13 protein-coding genes are annotated in these 17628 nt (G+C 44.5%); 7 read left to right on the top strand and 6 right to left on the bottom strand.

What is annotated here, in order from left to right; translation table 11 throughout:
* Nucleotides 1–75 precede the first annotated feature (75 nt).
* Entirely contained in the window at nt 76–1446 is a 1371-nt protein-coding gene (locus IJ23_RS01360) for an SLC13 family permease (RefSeq protein ID WP_005377981.1), read from the top strand.
* A gap of 142 nt (nt 1447–1588) precedes the next feature.
* Here the strand turns inward: IJ23_RS01360 and IJ23_RS01355 are convergent, their stop codons facing one another.
* Entirely contained in the window at nt 1589–2926 is a 1338-nt protein-coding gene (locus IJ23_RS01355; protein ID WP_033905130.1) for a GGDEF domain-containing protein, read from the bottom strand.
* Nucleotides 2927–3260: 334 nt separating this feature from the next.
* On the opposite strand from IJ23_RS01355, the gene IJ23_RS01350 reads away from it, so the two are divergent.
* Nucleotides 3261–4085, top strand: a complete 825-nt coding sequence (locus IJ23_RS01350; RefSeq protein WP_033905129.1) for a DUF2797 domain-containing protein — start codon at nt 3261–3263, stop codon at nt 4083–4085.
* A 90-nt stretch (nt 4086–4175) separates the two neighbouring features.
* Here the strand turns inward: IJ23_RS01350 and IJ23_RS01345 are convergent, their stop codons facing one another.
* Together IJ23_RS01345 and IJ23_RS01340 are read right to left on the bottom strand one after the other, a co-directional pair.
* Complete coding sequence (locus IJ23_RS01345) at nt 4176–5411, bottom strand: cysteine desulfurase-like protein (RefSeq protein WP_033905128.1); 1236 nt, start codon at nt 5409–5411, stop codon at nt 4176–4178.
* Nucleotides 5395–6051: a 2OG-Fe dioxygenase family protein gene (locus IJ23_RS01340; RefSeq protein WP_005377989.1), complete on the bottom strand. Its 657-nt coding sequence runs from the start codon at nt 6049–6051 to the stop codon at nt 5395–5397. The genes IJ23_RS01345 and IJ23_RS01340 overlap by 17 nt, the downstream gene beginning before the upstream one ends.
* A 359-nt stretch (nt 6052–6410) precedes the next feature.
* Here IJ23_RS01340 and trxB point away from each other — a divergent pair, with 359 nt between their 5' ends.
* The 3 genes from trxB (at nt 6411) to cydC (ending at nt 10975) form a co-directional block, all read left to right on the top strand.
* Nucleotides 6411–7370 carry a thioredoxin-disulfide reductase gene (gene trxB / locus IJ23_RS01335; protein WP_005377991.1) on the top strand — a complete coding sequence of 320 codons (960 nt, stop codon included), beginning with the start codon at nt 6411–6413 and terminating at the stop codon, nt 7368–7370.
* 103 nt (nt 7371–7473) lie between these two features.
* Nucleotides 7474–9261, top strand: a complete 1788-nt coding sequence (gene cydD / locus IJ23_RS01330) for a heme ABC transporter permease/ATP-binding protein CydD (protein WP_017634866.1) — start codon at nt 7474–7476, stop codon at nt 9259–9261.
* Nucleotides 9254–10975, top strand: a complete 1722-nt coding sequence (gene cydC, locus IJ23_RS01325) for a heme ABC transporter ATP-binding protein/permease CydC (RefSeq protein ID WP_017634867.1) — start codon at nt 9254–9256, stop codon at nt 10973–10975. Before cydD ends, cydC begins: the two co-directional genes overlap by 8 nt.
* Before the next feature lie 97 nt (nt 10976–11072).
* On the opposite strand, the gene IJ23_RS01320 is transcribed toward cydC, so the two are convergent.
* The 3 genes from IJ23_RS01320 to IJ23_RS01310 all read right to left on the bottom strand — a co-directional run bounded on the left by IJ23_RS01320 (nt 11073) and on the right by IJ23_RS01310 (nt 14988).
* A complete protein-coding gene (locus IJ23_RS01320; protein WP_033905127.1) occupies nt 11073–12404 on the bottom strand; it encodes a D-serine ammonia-lyase in 1332 nt (443 codons plus the stop codon).
* Between the two features lie 83 nt (nt 12405–12487).
* Nucleotides 12488–13582 (bottom strand): 3-phosphoserine/phosphohydroxythreonine transaminase, encoded by a 1095-nt coding sequence (gene serC, locus IJ23_RS01315; RefSeq protein WP_005378000.1) that lies wholly within the window; start codon nt 13580–13582, stop codon nt 12488–12490.
* Between the two features lie 137 nt (nt 13583–13719).
* Nucleotides 13720–14988, bottom strand: a complete 1269-nt coding sequence (locus tag IJ23_RS01310) for a DUF945 family protein (protein WP_033905126.1) — start codon at nt 14986–14988, stop codon at nt 13720–13722.
* Nucleotides 14989–15174: 186 nt separating this feature from the next.
* On the opposite strand from IJ23_RS01310, the gene IJ23_RS01305 reads away from it, so the two are divergent.
* Both IJ23_RS01305 and IJ23_RS01300 read left to right on the top strand, forming a co-directional pair.
* Nucleotides 15175–17115 (top strand): ATP-binding protein, encoded by a 1941-nt coding sequence (locus IJ23_RS01305; protein WP_033905345.1) that lies wholly within the window; start codon nt 15175–15177, stop codon nt 17113–17115.
* Nucleotides 17112–17609 (top strand): response regulator, encoded by a 498-nt coding sequence (locus IJ23_RS01300; protein ID WP_005378005.1) that lies wholly within the window; start codon nt 17112–17114, stop codon nt 17607–17609. Before IJ23_RS01305 ends, IJ23_RS01300 begins: the two co-directional genes overlap by 4 nt.
* The last annotated feature ends 19 nt before the right edge of the window (nt 17610–17628 follow it).

The raw sequence follows: 17628 nt of genomic DNA, 5'->3' as shown, positions 1-17628 counted from the left end.
ATCAATAAATAACTACAAGTCAGTTACTTTGCCATAAAAAAACCGACAAAAGGCAATGCAAAAGGAGCACTACCCATGACCGCACTCGCTGTGACATTGAAGAATTGGTTCTTCACTCGCAACAGCATGATTTTGAACGCGAATATCCTATTGTTCATTATCTTGTTTAATACCTTACCCTTTGAACCACAAGTAGTAACCGGCCTGAGCATCTTAGTTTTTGTTGCTATTCTGTGGCTAACCGAAGCGATTCACGTCAGCATTACCGCGCTGCTCATACCACTACTTGCGGTATTTTTGGGTGTGTTCAACACTCAAACCGCACTGAATAACTTTTCCAACTCCATCATTTTTCTATTTTTGGGTGGTTTTGCACTAGCTGCGGCTCTACATAAACAAAAGTTAGATCAAGCTATTGCAGATAAAGTACTATTGCTGGCAAGAGGAAAAATGTCTGTCGCTGTATTCATGCTATTTGGTGTGAGTGCTGGCCTGTCAATGTGGATTTCAAACACCGCCACCGCCGCGATGATGTTACCGCTTGTGCTGGGTGTGATGACAAAGCTAGACGCCAAGAAAAACCACAACACCTTTTTGTTTGTTCTACTCGGTATCGCTTACAGTGCTTCAATTGGTGGTATTGCAACACTGGTTGGTAGCCCACCAAACGCAATTGCAGCCGCTGAAGTTGGCCTAAGCTTCACTGAATGGATGAAGTTTGGTGTACCTATTTCCCTAGTATTAATGCCAATCGCTATCCTCGTATTGTACACGATGACTAAGCCTGACCTTAGCCACAAGTTTGACCTTGACCATCAACCAGTCGAATGGACAAACGGCAAAATGATTACGTTGGCGATTTTCTTACTGACCGTGACGTTGTGGATATTCAGTAAGCCTATTAACGCTATGCTGGGTGGCTTCGCGAAGTTCGATACTCTTGTAGCTATTGGCGCCATCCTTCTACTTGGTGCTTCTCGCGCCGTCGAGTGGAAAGATATTGAGAAAACAACCGACTGGGGTGTGTTAATCCTATTTGGTGGTGGTATCTGTCTGAGTAACGTCCTAAAAGCAACCGGAACAAGCGTATTTTTGGCTCATAGCTTGTCAGGCTTCCTTGAGCAAGCCGGTATTCTCTTAACGATTCTTGCAGTGGTTGCTTTTGTTGTCTTCTTGACTGAGTTTGCGAGTAACACCGCCAGTGCTGCGCTACTTGTCCCTGTATTTGCGACCATTGCAGAAGCCTTAGGCATGTCTCCGGTTATTCTTTCTGCACTGATTGCCGTCGCTGCATCTTGTGCATTTATGTTACCAGTTGCAACACCTCCAAACGCGATTGTGTTCGGTACGGGTCATATCAAGCAAAAAGAAATGATGCGAATTGGTTTCGTATTAAACATTGCCTGTATTGCTGCACTAACGCTTTTCGCTTGGTTGTTCTGGTAAAAATAGCAAGTTCGATTAGCACTACACTGCTGCTCACGGTAATCGTATCGATAACCCAAACTTCCCCCCTAAGTGGTGTTCAGCAGTTTCCCTCTTGGTGGCCAGTTGGCCACCTTTTTTCTTTACTTTCAGTGAACGGCTATCAGGCTTGCTTCTTTTCGCAAGCAAGTAAACCATAATGAGCTTCCACTCGGTTGCGACCATTGCGCTTCGCCTGATACAACACTTCGTCAGCTCTCGCCATGGTTTCTGAGACGCGTTCACTCTGCATTTGGGCAATGCCAATACTGCAAGTTAATGATTCACCGTGCACCCACAAATGATCCTCCACATTTTTGCGAATCATTTCTGCCTTCTCTAGCGCTTGTTCAATATTGGTATCAGGGCAAAATACGACAAACTCTTCGCCGCCCCAACGAACGAGTCGATCGTCTGAGTAAATAGAAGTCGCTACCACCATGACAAATTCGCGCAATATGTCATCCCCCATTTGGTGCCCAAATTTGTCGTTCACCTTTTTAAACTTATCCAAGTCCAAATAGAGAATACTGAAGGTGTTATGCCCCCAGCGAACCTGACGAGATTGTTGTTCCAGCCAGTGTTGCACAGCATATCGGTTCATCGCGCCCGTCAAAGCATCTCGATGCGCTAACTCTGCAAACTCATAGTTTTGAGCTCGCAAAGTATCATTCACCTTTTCCAAATGACGGTGACGCTTTTGCGCTTTTTCATAAGCCACTCTATTTTTTCGTAACTCATGCAGTGAAAAAGCCAGTCCAAGCGCCATCCAAGAGAGTAATAATGCATACAACAATGTTTCTTGCGCAAGGTAAGCGCCTTCAAACTCAATTTTATCAATCACAATTCTATGTTTACCAAGTGCCGCACCAGACCCAGTTGCAATATCAATACGTGTGATGTTTGAAAATTCAGGTGCGGAGTGTTCAATCGCGACTCCGTTATCTACTAACCACCAGGTCATCACCTGAAGATTTTTAATCGGAATTTCGACAATATCGCTCGAACCCGATGGAGAAAACTGCATGCCATTATATTTAATGGTGTACTCGTCGTCCGGCTTGGAATACTCAGAATTATAATTGCGAAGATACAAACGTAGGTCGTGGCTAGGGTTAGCCCCTATTCCTGCCTCTTCATATCGCACCTTCAATCGAATCGTATGGTAGTTGGAAAGGTCAATACCCTGTGTTGGCGTTGCTGAATCGGTATAAACCGAGATTCCGCAATAAGGCCAAGCATACGAGCTCTGCTTTAGTTCACAGCTAAGAACTAGGCTTTGCCGATCGTATGTGATATCTGCCTCACTCACACCTCCTTCACTGGCATCTTTAGTTGCATAGATATTGAAATGCTCAGGTGTAATGGTCAGCTTTCGCGTATCGCCAAGCACACTATAAAGGGCAACCAAACTGATAGTGCAAATAGAAAGAGCAAAGATAAAGTTATGGATCCACTTCATGGGCAAGTGACCTGCTGAGATTATACAATACGTGGGGTTCAATAATTTCAAAAAATGAAATCAAGGTAATTTATCAAGAAATAAAATCGCTTTTTCATTCAATTCTTATTTTCGACACATAGTAACGGATTTTGAACCGTTATCACGTTTTAAAATTTCTAAAAAGTGCAGCCCAACTTCTATTTGCGAAGCATTTCACAGCCATAATTTTTAGAAAATAAAACACGATGCATAATAATTTAGTGCAAGACATTTACTTTAAAGCTCCTGTCAACCCTGCATCTCTTCTCCACTTCAGTATATACTGTGCAAAAACACAATAATGAGTAATGTCATGTCATTAATTGCAACTGGCACGCTAAACAAGATGCGTGCTTCTCTGGACGGTGCCGTCAACTACCGTCTTCCTGTCGGTGAGGAAGAGATCGACTTAACTCCGTTTCTGGGTAAAACGCTCACACTGACTCACACTGGCAATATTTTTTGTTGCTCATGTGGAAAGAAAACGAAAAAGAGTTATTCGCAAGGCCACTGTTTTGTATGCATGAAAAAGCTAGCAAGCTGCGACATGTGTATCATGAAGCCAGAGACCTGCCACTACGATCAAGGGACTTGTCGCGAACCACAATGGGGTGAAGAGAATTGCATGGTGGATCACTTTGTCTACCTGTCCAACACATCCAGCTTAAAAGTTGGTATCACTCGTCATACTCAAATCCCGACTCGTTGGATTGACCAAGGCGCGACTCAGGGCTTGCCAATTTTTAAAGTAAAAACTCGCCATATCTCCGGTTTAATTGAAGTTGAACTGGCGAAACATATCGCAGACAAGACCAATTGGCGCACACTGCTTAAAGGTGACGGTGAACCTATGGCATTGCAGGACCGTTTTGCTGAGCTATTGCCTTTAGTCGAAGAGAAAATTGCCGAGATAAAACAGCAATTCGGCGAAGATGCCATTGAAGTATTAAACGAAAGCATTACCGACCTTAGCTACCCGGTACAACAGCACCCAACGAAGATCATTTCGCATAACTTCGATAAAAACCCGGTTGTTACTGGCACTTTGCAAGGCATTAAAGGTCAATACCTCATCTTTGATACTGGCGTTATTAATGTAAGAAAATTCACTTCCTATGAAGTTGAAGTTAGTGAGTAATCGCTTGTAAAACGCGTTGATTCAAATAAAAACGAAAAAAGCTCGAGTTTGACTCGAGCTTTTGTTTTTCTATCAGGAAGAAATCGTTAATTATGCGTCAAGGATGCTTTCTAGCACATCGAATAACATATCGACTTCTTCTATTGTGTTGTAATGCATACAACCAATTCGCACTACACCACCCGATTCTTCTAAACCAAGTTGACGAACTAAGCCCAACGCATAAAAGTGACCATTCCATACACAAATGTTATGTTCACCCAGTGTTTTCGCGATGAACTCTGGAGAATATCGGTCAAACGTTAGCGCAAAAGTTGGCGTGCGGAGTTGGCTATCTTCCTTTGCGATACCGAATAGATTGACACCATCTAATGCATTCAAACGCTGTAAGAAACGCTCACTCAAGCGCTGCTCATGTTGTTCATACAGTTGGTAGCTTTGCTCCAACCGTTGGCGAAGAGGTAAACCGACTTCACCAAATTGAGCCAGATACTCAACCGCAGAAACGACACCAGCAAGACCTTCAAAACTTTGCGTTCCTGTTTCAAATCGACCTGGACCTATATTAGTGGCAGGCTCGACTTTGTAAGGGCGAATACTGTGGAGCCACTGATCGGCTATGTAAGCAATACCAACGTGTGGTCCGAAAAACTTGTAAGCTGAGCAAGCTAAAAAGTCACAACCTAACGCTTGAACATCAACCAAATGATGAGGCGCATAATGGACGGCATCCACATAAACTTGTGCCCCAACATTGTGCGCCATGCTGACTACATGCTGTACATCCACAATAGAGCCCGTCGTGTTCGATGCATAAGTCACAGCGACAAGGCGCGTTTTATCAGAAAGAAGGCGGCTTAAATGCTCCATATCCAGCGTACAATCTTCTTCGTTGATACGAACTTGATGAACCGTAACGCCTTTATCTTCTGCCGCTTGCTGCCAGCTGGATACATTTGAATAGTGATCCAAAGCGGAAACAATGATCTCATCTCCTGCTTGCCAATCTCGACTAATCGCGCGACTAAGCTGAAAGGTTAGTGAGGTCATATTGGCACCGAAGACAATATTGCCAGATGAAGGGGCATTAAGTAGAGCCTGAGCCGACTCACGCGCATTTTGCATTACGTCAACAGTCACTTGGCTAGAAAAATAATGCCCGCCTAAGTTAGCGTTGAAACGACCTAAATACCCTACCATGCTGTCTAGTACTGATTGAGGCACTTGTGAGCCGCCTGGACCATCAAAAAACGTCACGGGCTTGTCGTTGTGGTATTGAGCCAACGCCGGAAATTGCTCTCTGATCTGATTAAGATTGAAGTTCATTACGCTTATCCGTAGCCGTGAGTACAAATACATCCATATGGCCCGCTTCGTCATCAATAACAGAGCGGATTGGGCACGCGTTATGCCACAGCTTGCTATCAGCCAAGATTGCGACCTCTCCGGTTTCTAGCACTTTACGGAAAAATGGGGCTTGGTTATGGCTGCTGTACAGCATGATGTCGCCACCGATGATGTTATGGCGTCCCACACCAACCATTGCAATGTGATCAAAACCGTCTTGGTGCACACCTTCAGGTGCTACTTGGGTTTCTTCTTCCAGTGCCCTGATACGGATTTGGTGAATTTCTATTTCTTGACCGTTTGGCAGATGATTCGCATTGACAAACAATTCACACATTTCTCGAAAGCCATCGCTGGTAAGAATATCCTTCTCAATTGGCTCGAATTGTCTTACTACATCACCTTGAAATCGGTTGATATCAGAGGATTGAACAAAGCTATTTTTATTTAAGTCGATGACTTTGCCGTTATCAAAACCAACCACAGAATAACGTCGTAGTCGATACTGACCATCTGCATGTTCGGTACGAGGCAGTTCTTCAAACGATGGGGAAAGCTGCTCAATTGCTGCCATGCTGAGCTGTGTTAAATGTAGAGTATTCTCACGTGAATGTAACATCATTTGCTCCTTTAATGAGGCACATTAATTAACATTTAATTTACACGCTAGGTTACGCAAATATTCTGCAATTACCAGCTTTTAACGTTGATAGCTTCAACAAAACAACAAAAACAACATATCAAACCAAATGAAGCCAAAAAAATAGAGCCATGTTTCAGTTTTACGCTTTGACAATATTTGAAACTAGACTTCTCTACTACGAATAGAATTTTATGCTAGAAGTCAACGTTCTCTATCAATATTTAGTGGGTTCTAATCTATAACCAATTATTCGATCACAATCGTTGTTTATGCTTTTAAAGCACTAAGAATTTCCATACAATCGAGGGAAATGTTACGCCCTTTTTGGAGCCATAATGAGCGACGTAAAACACTGTAAATTATTAATTCTTGGTTCTGGTCCTGCAGGATACACAGCTGCCGTCTACGCAGCGCGTGCAAACTTAAACCCTGTGCTTGTGACGGGAATGCAACAAGGTGGTCAGCTAACCACCACAACTGAAGTTGAAAACTGGCCAGGCGATGCTGAGGGACTGACAGGTCCAGCATTGATGGATCGCATGAAAGAACACGCCGAGCGTTTTGAAACTGAAATCGTATTTGATCACATCAATGAAGTAGAGCTATCACAACGCCCATTTCGTTTAAAAGGCGACTCAGGTGAGTACACTTGTGATGCCTTAATCATATCTACCGGCGCATCAGCAAAATACCTTGGCCTTGAGTCTGAAGAAGCATTTAAAGGTCGCGGCGTTTCTGCTTGTGCAACCTGTGACGGTTTCTTCTACCGTAATCAGAAAGTTGCAGTTGTGGGCGGTGGTAACACGGCTGTTGAAGAAGCGCTATACCTATCTAACATTGCGTCAGAAGTTCACCTGATCCACCGCCGCGATTCATTCCGCGCAGAGAAGATCCTTGTGAAACGTCTGATGGATAAAGTTGAAAGCGGTAATATCGTTCTTCATACCGATCGCACTCTCGATGAAGTACTGGGTGACGATATGGGCGTAACGGGCGTCCGCATTAAAGACGTGAACAGCGGTGCGACAGAAGATATCGATGTAATGGGTGCATTCATCGCAATTGGCCACCAGCCAAACACACAAATCTTTGAAGGCCAAGTAGACATGAAAGATGGCTACATCATCGTTCAATCAGGTCTTGAAGGCAACGCAACACAAACTAGTATCGAAGGTGTATTTGCAGCTGGCGACGTAATGGACCACAACTACCGTCAAGCGATCACCTCTGCAGGTACAGGTTGTATGGCTGCATTAGATGCTGAACGTTTCTTAGACTCACTTGGTGACAAATAACTTTTCACATTTGTGTCATATCCTTAAAGCCCAGCGGTATTCCCGCTGGGTTTTCTTTTGTATACTACCGCCTCATTAAAACAATTATCATTAAGCCTTCACGATGGATAAGAAAAAGCAAAGCAGCTTGAATAAGTGGCTGAAGCAACAAAGTAAGTTAGCCAAGCGCTGGCTTATGATTGCGATAGGCCTAGGCGTACTTTCAAGCGTGTTTTTATTGGCTCAAGCAGCCCTGCTCGCCTCCATTCTGCACCAGTTAATCATTGACCAAGTCGACAAAGCCGACCTCATTTGGCATTTTGTTGGGCTCGGTGGCACGGTTATCGGTCGAGCTGCTTGTACCTGGGGTCGAGAGCTTGCCGGTTACCGTTGCGGGGAGCAAATTCGAGTTTATATTCGCCAACTCATTTTAGATAAAGTTCATAAACTTGGGCCAGCTTATATCAAAGGCAAACCTGCTGGCAGTTGGGCAACGCTCATCTTAGAGCAGGTAGAAGATATGCAAGATTTCTTCTCACGCTACTTGCCTCAAATGTCATTATCGGTACTAGTGCCTTTCATCATTTTGGTTGTCGTATTCCCAGTAAACTGGGCAGCAGGCTTGATCTTCCTGGTCACTGCACCACTAGTGCCTATTTTCATGGCACTGGTTGGAATGAAAGCCGCAGAAGCAAACCGTAAAAACTTTAAAGCGATGCAGCGTTTGTCGGGTCACTTTTATGACCGCTTGCAAGCAATGACAACCATTCGCTTATTCGATAGAACAAAATCTGAAACTGAGACGCTAAAGGGTGCTTCAGAAGTCTTTCGTACTCGTACCATGGACGTTCTGAAAATCGCGTTTCTGTCTTCTGCGGTGTTAGAGTTTTTCACTTCTATTTCTATCGCAATTACCGCTGTCTACTTTGGCTTTAGTTATATCGGGGAGCTGGACTTCGGCTACTACGGCACAGGTGTTACGCTCTTTGCTGGTTTGTTCATTCTGATTCTTGCGCCAGAGTTTTATCAGCCATTACGTGATTTGGGCACGTTCTATCATGCGAAACAGCAAGCGGTTGGCGCAGCAGAAAGCATTGTCGAGTTTCTGGATTTGGAAGTCGATCAAATCAAAGATGGTACCCAAGCGTTAGATAAAAACAGCCCTATCCATATTGAAGCGGACCAGTTAACCATTTTTAGTCCGGAAGGTAAGCAGCTCGCAGGTCCCCTATCCTTCTCTCTTGAAGCCAACAAAAGTACAGCGTTGGTTGGACCAAGTGGCGCAGGTAAAACAAGTTTGGTAAACACAATCCTCGGTTTCATGCCTTATCAAGGTAGCTTAAAAATTAATGGCTGCGAATTGTCGCAACTGGATCTAGCCACATGGCGAGAGGCAGTAAGCTGGATTGGTCAAAACCCGATGCTATTACACGGTAGCATTCGAGATAACATCACACTAGGTAAGCAAAATATTCAGGATGCAGACGTACATTCTGTGTTGAATGACTCTCACGCTGCTGAATTTGTTGAAATGCATGGGTTGGATTATCCGATATCTGATCGTTCTGGTGGTTTATCTGTCGGCCAAGCGCAGCGTTTAGCACTGGCTCGCGCCATGCTACAAAATGGTCGTTTTTGGTTATTAGATGAACCAACCGCAAGCTTAGATGCTCGCAGTGAAAAACTCGTGATGGAAGGCATTAACAAGTATGCGCATGCCACAACGAATTTGATGATTACTCACCAACTTGCGCCTTTACAAAACGTATCGCAAATTCTTGTTATGCAGGACGGCCAGATTGTTCAACGTGGTGATTACGCCACACTGTCGACAGAAGATGGCTTATTTAAAGACATGTTGGAAGCGAACCTCGCACAACGTGAAACAGACAAGGGGAACTTAGATGCGTGATTTACTCCCTTATCTAAAACTCTATAAAAAACACTGGTTTGGTCTTTCGCTAGGTATGCTACTGGCATTTCTGACCTTAGCGGCGTCTATTGGCTTATTAACGCTATCAGGTTGGTTTATTTCAGCCGCAGCGGTGGCAGGCTTGACGGTTGCTCGTGAGACCTTCAACTACATGTTACCAGGTGCCGGGGTACGCGGCGCTGCAATGGCTCGAACCGCAGGTCGATGGGGAGAACGTGTCGTTAGCCACAATGCAACGTTCAAGCTGCTTACCGATCTACGCATCTTCTTCTTTAAGAAACTTGCACCACTGATTCCGGGTCGTGTTTCTACGATGCGTGATGCCGATCTGCTCAACCGCTTAGTAGCGGACGTAGATGCGATGGATCACGTTTACCTTCGACTTATCAGCCCTGTCGTGATTGGTGTTTTTGGCATATTGAGTTTAACGGCTGTCCTGGCGTTCTTTGATTGGCATCTCGCCCTACTGCTTGGCTCGATTCTTACCGTCATGTTGTTTGTATGGCCAGTACTGTTCTATAAACTGGGTAAAAACAATGGCGAGAATCTCACTCATCATAAAGCGCAATTGCGAGTGGCGACACTGGACTGGCTTCAAGGCTACAGTGAACTGAGTATCTTTGGAGCAGAAGAACGTTATCGTAATCTCATTCTAGAGAAGCAGAAGCAGTTGCTGTCTAACCAATTTGTGAACGCGAATTTAACGGGCATGGCTTCAGGCCTGCTTATGCTGGTGAACGGCATTACACTGGTTGTGATGCTTTGGTTTGCTGCAGACGGCGTAGGTGGTCGTGCTCCTGATCCTTGGATTGCGCTGTTCGCGTTTGCAACCATGGCTAGCTTTGAGATTCTGATGCCTATCGCGGGCGCATTCCAGTATCTCGGTCAAACGTTGACTTCTGCTCGTCGTTTAAATGAAGTAATTTTGGCTGAACCTGACGTCGTCTTCCCTGAGCAGTCGAAACATAAAGACACAACGTTAGACATTGAATTCGACAACATAGATTTTACTTACCCTGACGGTCAGCAAAAGGTGCTGAAAGACTTGTCACTCTCACTACCGTTGGGCACTAAAACTGCAATTGTAGGTCAAACAGGTTCAGGTAAATCAACACTGATTCAGCTTCTTTGCCGCTACTGGGATGTTAACCAAGGTGAAGTTCGAATCGGTGGTACAAAACTGCAAGATTGGAGCGAGTCGGACCTGCGAGCAGCAATGACTGTGGTCAGTCAACGCGTAGATATACTAAACGGGACACTACGTGACAACTTACTCATGGCCTTTCCGGATGCAAGTGATGAGCAACTGTCTACTATTTTACGAAAAGTCGAGCTTGGCGGACTTCTTGAAGAGCCAGGTTTAGACGCTTGGTTAGGCGACGGCGGTCGTCAGTTATCTGGTGGTGAGAAACGCCGAATCGGTATTGCTCGAGCATTGCTACGTGATGCCCCAATCCTACTCTTAGATGAGCCGACTGAAGGCCTCGATAAGCGTACGGAACAAAAAGTGATGGCGCTTTTCAATGAACACTTTGCTAATAAGACAGTAGTATTCATTACACACCGACTGATAGAGTTAGAAAGTATGGATAGCATCTGTTTGATGGAACAAGGTGAGATCATCGAACAAGGCGACCATCCAACGCTACTCGCTCAAAAAGGTCGTTACTACCAGCTATTACAATCTCTATAATTCGATTTTCAGTGACGAGAAGGGCTCATCAAACGATGAGCCCTTTTGTTATTCCTGTATTATTAGTTACCTAATTAAGCACGTATACAGTGCTGATTTACCGACCAGATTTTTTGAGATAAGCCGCCATTTCATCTTCCGGAACCATGCCCCCACCTGTTGCCCAAACAAGATGTGTTGCTTTTTTGAGTTTTTCTTCGTCAAATTTCATTCGAGACTGATAAGCATGGTTATTCGAGACGTGCACTGCCCCAATCATACCGGCTAATGCAGAAGGCTCTAGATTAATACCTTCCAGTTCACTTAACTCACCCAAGTGGTGATACATACGAGCGTCATCAATGGTGTAAAAACCATCAAGTAGCCTTTCCATCGCTCTTCCGACAAATCCCGAGGCACGACCTACTGCCAAACCATCAGCGGCGGTAATGTTATCGATACCCAAATCTTGCACCGAAATATCGTCATGCAAGCCTGTATGTACGCCCAACAGCATGCACGGTGAGTGCGTTGGCTCTGCGAAAATACAGTGGACATGCTCGCCAAATGCTACCTTCAAGCCAAATGCCACCCCACCAGGTCCACCGCCAACACCACAAGGAAGATAAACAAACAATGGATGATGCTCATCAACCACGATTCCCAAGTCATCAAATTGCTGCTTAAGACGCTCACCCGCAACAGAGTAACCTAGAAACAGCGTCCGTGAGTTTTCATCATCGATAAAGAAACAGTTGGGATCTTTTTCTGCCTCTTTACGACCTTGCTCGACAGCAATACCATAATCTTCTTGGTGCTCTACGACATTAACACCATGCGACCGGAGCTTATTTTTCTTCCATTCCCGCGCATCCGCAGACATGTGGACTGAAACTGAAAAACCCAGCTTCGCACTCATGATGCCGATGGACATACCAAGATTGCCGGTTGAGCCAACCGCAATACTGTACTGCTTAAAAAACTGCCGAAACTCATTGCTGAACAATTTTCTGTAATCATCGTTTTCACAGAGCAAGCCGGCTTCAAACGCCAACTTTTCTGCATGAGTGAGCACTTCATAAATACCACCTCTCGCTTTGATCGAACCAGAAATTGGCAAATGACTGTCTTTTTTGAGCATTAAATGGCCCAATATTGGTGTGTCGTATTGCTGCTCCAAACGCACTTTCATATTGGGAATATCCACCACTGGGGACTCAATAATGCCACGCGACGTTTCCGTTTCGGGAAACGCCTTCATCAAATAAGGCGCAAATCGTGTTAGCCGTTCACTCGCAACTTGAATATCTTGTTCACCTAACCCGACATGAGGTAAGCCTTCCTCCAAGGAAGTGATATGGGGGTTAAACCAACAAACCTCTTCAAGATCAATAAGTGCTGCCAAGAGTGGGAACTGCTTAGTCAGCGCTTCAATATTTGCCTTGGTCATTTTACCTTCCTGGAATGATGTGAGTTGAGATAAACAAAAGCGCCGCAATAGCGACGCTTTGGAGAACAACTATCAGTTTGAGCTTACGCGTAGTTTTTCTCAAACTCTTGCATGAAGTCTACTAACGCTTGAACGCCTTCAAGCGGCATTGCGTTATAAATGGATGCTCGCATACCACCAACTGCTCGGTGACCTTTTAGCGCTTTCAGCCCTTTAGAGTCTGCTAGCTCAAGGAAGGTTGCATCCAGTTCAGGCTTAGCAAGTTGAAATGGCACGTTCATCAAAGAACGGTTTGCTGAGTGCACGCCATTACGGTAGAAATCAGACTGATCGATGTAATCATACAGTAGCGCGGCTTTAGCGCGGTTCACTTGCTCAATCGCTTTTACTCCGCCCTGTGCCTTCAGCCATTTGAAAACAAGACCAGACAGGTACCATGCAAAGGTTGGTGGCGTGTTGAACATTGATTCTTTTTCTGCCAAAACAGTGTAATCCAAAATACTTGGTAGTACCTGCTTCGCCATACCTAATAAATCATCGCGCACGATAGCAATAGCAATGCCGGAAGGACCAATATTTTTCTGAGCGCCCGCGTAAATCACACCGTATTTCGACACATCAATTTCACGAGAAAGAATTGTCGAAGACATGTCAGCAACAATCGGTTTGTCGGTGATAGGAAGATCGTTAATCTCAATACCATCAATGGTCTCATTTGGACAGAAGTGAACGTAAGCCGCTTCTGGAGCAATTTTCCATTCACTTGCAGGTAGAACCGCGACTTTCCCGTTGATTTCTGTTTTTGCATCAAACACGTCTGGTTCGCAGTATTTTTTCGCTTCAGCTACCGCGCTTTCAGCCCAATAACCACCATCGATGTAAGTTGCCGTATCGGCATCACCAAGTAAGTTTAGAGGAACAGCAGCAAACTGAGCACGAGCACCACCTTGGCAGAACAGCACTTTATAGTTGTCCGGAATATTCAGAAGATCACGTAAATCCTGCTCGGCTTCTTCTGCAACTTTGATGAACTCTTTGCTTCGGTGGCTGATTTCCATGACCGAAGTGCCAAGACCTTGCCAATCGATTAGTTCCTGTTGTGCTTGCTGCATAACTGCTTTAGGCAGACCTGCTGGCCCTGCACTGAAGTTAAATACGTTGTCCGTATTTTGTTCCATGATGCTCATTGCTCCTGCTATGTAAATATTACGAAATTAATATCACGTTTTCGCAGTGATAAAAACAAGAAAAGAGGTCTTACGACCTCTTTTTAAAGACTAAGCGTTGAATTGGAACAAATTCGCAACAACACGAATTACTGTTGTTGCATCAAAGCAGGCATAAGTAGAGCCACCAATGGGAACTCATGCCCATTTTCGAACTTCAATTTGCCTTCACCAATTTCTGCTTTTAATTGATAACCGCCCTCTACTTTTTCGATCAACTCCATAATAAGGAGCTCATCAATCCCTTCTTGAATAAATGGGTAATGCGTTACTAATTCATCAGAGAAGTAAGTGCTAAGTTCACCAGTAGTGGCCGTCACCAACTTCATTGGATCTTGAGTAATATGCTCAGTACCTTCAGGGATGGATAGTTGCCACTCGTTGTGGAACTTGCCGTCACCGAACGCGAGTGAAAGCTCGTTCACGGATAAATCAAAACCTTTGCTAAACAGCGTGTCAACATGCGGCAATAAGCTCGCAATTTCCTGCTCGTCTAACATTGGAGAGCTTTGATAGATAGACATAATTTGGTCAAATGACTGGCTATCCACATCTGCAATTGAGAAATCCAACTTAAAGTTATCGACATCCGTCCCATCAGTTAAACGTAGTTTCTTAGCATCTAGGTTTAATTGACTGTTCAGCTTATCACCAGACTCACTCATCGTAGTGTTACCACGGTAGCTCGCATTTTCAATCAAGAAGACAGGCGTTAAGTTCGCATCAACCACATCTAGCTTCTCTAGAGAAAAAGATTGCTCACCCAGCCAGTAGCCTTTTGCTTGCTTTCCTTTACCTTGCCCTGTCAATGCATTCAGATGAAGCTCTTCACCGTTTTCAAAATCCACTTGAACAGAAGGAACGGAAACTTGGTAATTGAGATCACCCAATACCGTCACATCACCTGTTACTTTTGCAGGGCTTGTAGAAACAGAAACACCTTGCGCTTCGTTACGATAATGCCAACTGTCTAGGTCGAGGATAAATGCTGTATTGCCATTTAGTTGAGTCTGGCTATGCATCGTGAGAGGCAAAAAGTCATTGTCCACCAATTTTGAATCTGCTGTTAGGCTTGTTAGACCGTGGCTAACATCACTGGTTACGTCAAACGTCGTTGGCATACCATCACGCTCTAGCTGCGTTTTAAGCTCAGGATCAACAACTGAATAACGAGTCAGCACGACTGAAGACAAATAGCCACGCTGATACTCGACCACTTCGCCTTTAATCATTTCATCATTCATATTGGTAATACCATCTTCAATGATGGACTGACCAATTTGTCCGACAGCCAATGGCCAACACAGCGCTAATGAGATAGCACCACCAATGGCGCCGATTTTTTTAAGATTTTGCATAACGTCACTTATTAGATATTTTCGGTCAGTCTACCCCAAACCACCTGCGGAGAAAACATTGAGACAAATCAGACTATTGATGCTTATTCTAGTCCATTAATCAGGAATCATACTTGGCTCCCACTCATCATGCCCTTTTATTGTTAAAGTTTGCGTGGCGAAGTTTTAACCGGAGCTAAAACATCTGTGAATCGTTATGCTGTGTTGTGTCTCGACAACAACCCAATCAGTGCTGAACAGTTTCGATTGGAGCTGTCTGCCTTCTCAAGTAAGTTTGATATATTTTCTGTCGAATCGATAGAAGAGGCTCAAGGCGCTTTAGAGTATCTAGAAGAAAGAGAACAGACTGTTGCTTTAGTTATAGCGAGCCATCACGCTCATTTTAACGGCGTGGATTTTCTTATTGGTTTAGACCGGATGCCACATACCGAGCAAGCAAGAAAAATTCTTATTAGCTGCTCGTCTGATATAGAGGCAATTCTCACTGCCGTTAATGAGGGCAGGCTCGACCACTGCCTCACTAAACCTTTGCCAGATCACGTCTTATTTAACACAGTGCAAAAAGAGCTGACCCAATTTATATTGCGAAACGGTAAAGAAGACCTGCTAAGTTACAGTCAGATATTGGATCATCACAGCTTGTTGCGAGCGCACATCAATAACCAGATGAGCCATTATCAAGCCGGATTCTTACACGACTACCACTCGATGTCTGATGCCGAGTTAGCCGAGCAAGTGATCTCCGCTCTCCAGCAATTTTTCAAAGATAATGACGAAACAAGAGCGTGCCGTACATACTCACCTGAACACTTATTAACCGTGGAAGGCGAGCCAAATTGCTTTTTGTGGTTTATCACCGAAGGTGAAGTGGCTCTGTACAAGCGCGATGAGCAAGGCATGCAGCGAGAGGTTGTACGCCATAACAAAGGGAATATTGTCGGAGGCATGTCGTTTGTTACTGGGGAATGTTCTTTCTCGACAGCTCTAACACTAACCAAAACAGAAGTTATCAAACTCGATCGCAACGTATTCAATAAAGTGATGCAAAGCGACTCAAACTTACTGCCTCTTTTTACAAACTTGCTTTTACGCCACTTCAACCGCCGATTGCAAAGAAGCATCAACACCAAACTGCAACTTCAAAAAACGCTCGAATCTTTAGAATCAGCCCACCAGCAGCTCATTGAAAGAGAAAAAATGGCGATGCTTGGCCAATTGGTTGCGGGAGTGGCACACGAACTAAACAATCCAGTAGCCGCGATATTGAGGGGCGTAGAGAATTTAACGCATACGCTAGAACGATTACTTAACGATGCGCCCAGTTCCGATATACAAAGCAAAGGCATTGAATTACTGAGCAAAGCGCAAACCTCAAAACCCGCTTCAACCGCCGAGCTCAGATCACGCGTAAAAGCGCTTAGCCATACTCTTCCAGACCGAGCATTGGCAAAAAAAGTGGTGAGCCTTGGATTAGAGTCCGATCAAGAGCTACTTACCCAACTAACGAGAAAGCAGAAAGCGTCTTATCATGCTCTCAATACACTAGAGCAATACCACAAAGCAGGTTCTACACTTCGCTCAATTAATGTCTGTGCAGCACGAATTGCTGATATGGTAAAAAGCCTGAAAGGATATGCTCGGTCAGATGATGAGACCCTGCACTATGCCGATATTCATGAGGGCATTGAAGACACCTTGGTGATTTTCGAGAACAAATTAAAAATGCACCAAGTTTCAACCGACTATGCAAACTTGCCTTCCATCCTTTGTCAACCGATCGCACTCCAACAGGTGTGGACGAACTTGGTCTCTAACGCCATTGACGCATTTCTAGAGAAAGGTGTGTTAAACATACAAACACGCCTTATAGAAAAAGAGCACACACATTATGCCGTTATCTCATTTGAAGATAATGGATGTGGCATTCCTGAATCGCAAAGAGACGCCATTTTCGAGCTGAACTTCACCACAAAAAAAGAAGGTAATTTTGGCTTAGGCATCGGGCTGTCCATCTGCCAGCAAATCGTAACAGCACACAGAGGGTGGATTGACGTCGAATCAGAGATCGGCCAGTTCACACGAATGACCGTCTGGTTACCAGTCATCGAAGAAGGAGATGAAACATGACCAAGTATCTAATTTTATGTGTCGATGACGAACGAGAAGTCTTGGATAGCGTGCTCCAAGATCTTGCTCCCTTCGAGGAGAACTTTGTCGTCGAAGGAGCGGAATCGGTGACTGAAGCTCGGCAAGTGATTGAGGAGATGGCGGAAGAAGAAGTTCAGCTTGCGCTCATTTTATGTGACCACATTATGCCGGAACAAACTGGGATCAGCTTCTTAATCGAACTCAGTCAAAATGGTGACACAAAAGCAGCGCGCAAAGTTTTACTCACAGGACAAGCTGGTTTGGAAGACACCGTAGAAGCCGTAAATAACGCGAGTCTCGATTATTACATTGCCAAACCTTGGAAAGGTGAAGCATTGAGAAAAGCAATCGTGTCTCAGCTTACCGCGTTTGTGATTGAGAATGATGATAACCTGCTATCCTGGACTCAAATCCTTGATTCTGAGGCAATCCTCAACGCCATGGCAGAAAGAAGAGCAAGCTTTGGCGAGTAATAAAGTGTTTGGTTCTAAC

This window comes from Vibrio sp. OY15, assembly GCF_000742455.1.
Taxonomy (GTDB): Bacteria; Pseudomonadota; Gammaproteobacteria; order Enterobacterales; family Vibrionaceae; genus Vibrio; species Vibrio alginolyticus.
The sequence above is the reverse complement of the archived record's forward strand: the minus strand, read 5'-3'. Positions and strand labels throughout refer to the sequence as shown.

Excerpts from the sequence above, each read along its gene's own strand:
- serC (WP_005378000.1), bottom strand. The coding sequence starts at position 13,582 with ATGGAACAAAATACGGACAACGTATTTAACTTCAGTGCAGGGCCAGCA.
- IJ23_RS01310 (WP_033905126.1), bottom strand. The coding sequence starts at position 14,988 with ATGCAAAATCTTAAAAAAATCGGCGCCATTGGTGGTGCTATCTCATTA.
- IJ23_RS01350 (WP_033905129.1), top strand. The coding sequence starts at position 3,261 with ATGTCATTAATTGCAACTGGCACGCTAAACAAGATGCGTGCTTCTCTG.
- cydD (WP_017634866.1), top strand. The coding sequence starts at position 7,474 with ATGGATAAGAAAAAGCAAAGCAGCTTGAATAAGTGGCTGAAGCAACAA.
- IJ23_RS01340 (WP_005377989.1), bottom strand. The coding sequence starts at position 6,051 with ATGTTACATTCACGTGAGAATACTCTACATTTAACACAGCTCAGCATG.
- IJ23_RS01320 (WP_033905127.1), bottom strand. The coding sequence starts at position 12,404 with ATGACCAAGGCAAATATTGAAGCGCTGACTAAGCAGTTCCCACTCTTG.
- IJ23_RS01355 (WP_033905130.1), bottom strand. The coding sequence starts at position 2,926 with ATGAAGTGGATCCATAACTTTATCTTTGCTCTTTCTATTTGCACTATC.
- IJ23_RS01345 (WP_033905128.1), bottom strand. The coding sequence starts at position 5,411 with ATGAACTTCAATCTTAATCAGATCAGAGAGCAATTTCCGGCGTTGGCT.
- IJ23_RS01360 (WP_005377981.1), top strand. The coding sequence starts at position 76 with ATGACCGCACTCGCTGTGACATTGAAGAATTGGTTCTTCACTCGCAAC.
- cydC (WP_017634867.1), top strand. The coding sequence starts at position 9,254 with ATGCGTGATTTACTCCCTTATCTAAAACTCTATAAAAAACACTGGTTT.
- trxB (WP_005377991.1), top strand. The coding sequence starts at position 6,411 with ATGAGCGACGTAAAACACTGTAAATTATTAATTCTTGGTTCTGGTCCT.
- IJ23_RS01300 (WP_005378005.1), top strand. The coding sequence starts at position 17,112 with ATGACCAAGTATCTAATTTTATGTGTCGATGACGAACGAGAAGTCTTG.